Origin of the sequence: Aeromonas sp. QDB62, from assembly GCF_027705695.1 — a bacterium.
Taxonomy (GTDB): Bacteria; Pseudomonadota; Gammaproteobacteria; order Enterobacterales; family Aeromonadaceae; genus Aeromonas; species Aeromonas allosaccharophila.
The window spans coordinates 1-1,092 of sequence record NZ_JAPDCD010000123.1; the positions used below are offsets into that span (position 1 = coordinate 1).

1 protein-coding gene is annotated in these 1,092 nt (G+C 53.4%); it reads right to left on the reverse strand.

Translation table 11 applies throughout. The features are described 5' to 3' along the window. Nucleotides 1–38: 38 nt before the first annotated feature. Nucleotides 39–986 carry an IS30-like element ISAeca1 family transposase gene (locus tag OKC27_RS22705; RefSeq protein ID WP_012564931.1) on the reverse strand — a complete coding sequence of 316 codons (948 nt, stop codon included), beginning with the start codon at nt 984–986 and terminating at the stop codon, nt 39–41. Nucleotides 987–1,092 lie beyond the last annotated feature (106 nt).

The window sequence follows — 1,092 nt, forward strand, 5'->3', positions numbered from 1 at the left end:
CGCGAATTCAACTTCGAAGTGCAATTCCCGATTAAAAATCAGGCTGCTTTCAGAAGTTCGTCAAAAACCACCTGTGGCTGTTTAAATCCCAAGCATTTGCGCGGCCTGAAGTTCAGCCGCTTTTCGACGGCTGACAGTGCCTCTGCTGTCACCACACTCAAATCACTGCCTTTGGGCACATATTGCCGCAGCAGACCATTGCTATTCTCATTCTGTCCCCGTTCCCATGCACTGTATGGATGCGCAAAGTACACCTGCGCTTCCAGCTCTGCTGCAACACGTTCATGTTCGACAAACTCGCTACCATTGTCAGCTGTGATGGTATGGACATGTGCCTGGTAGGGTTTCAGCATGCTGATAATGGTGTCCGCCACCGCGCTGGCTGTTTTGCTGGGAACGTATTGAACCAGGTAGAGCCGGCTCTTACGCTCCAACAGACTCACTATTGCACCGCTGCCTTGCTTACCCAACACGGTATCGACTTCCCAATCTCCCACACGGCTCCGCTCATTGACTATCGCAGGGCGTTCATCAATCGATACCGGATTGGGAATGACACTGCGTTTGCTGTTCTTACCCTTGCGATAGCGTTTGTGACCCTGACGCAGATGCCGGTATAGCGTGCCACCGTTGGCCTTGTCGCGTGCCACATAGCGGTATATCCACTCGTGGCTAACCGGGCAGTTAATCATGTCTCCAACGCCACTGATTTGCTCGGGACTCCAGTCCGCGACCAGCGCCATGCAAACAAAGTCGATGGTATCAGACGGGACAGTACGCTTCTGACTCGTCAGCCGTCGTGCCGTGGCAAGTTGGTGAGCCTGCTGCGGCTGATAGGCCTGCCCAGCACAATTACGACGAAGCTCACGACTGATAGTCGATGGATGAACCCCGAGCTGTTTGGCAATGCGGGCCTGTGACAGGCCATGGTCACGGAGGCAGGCAATCTGGTATCGTAGCCCCTCGGTCAACTGCTGGTATTTCATGGTGTATCGCTTTGTTTCTTTGGCGAGAAGAAGCGTACCCTAACTGGTAGTTGACCGCCTCTCTCCTATGCACCATGGGCATTGCACTTATTATCTGAATTCACGA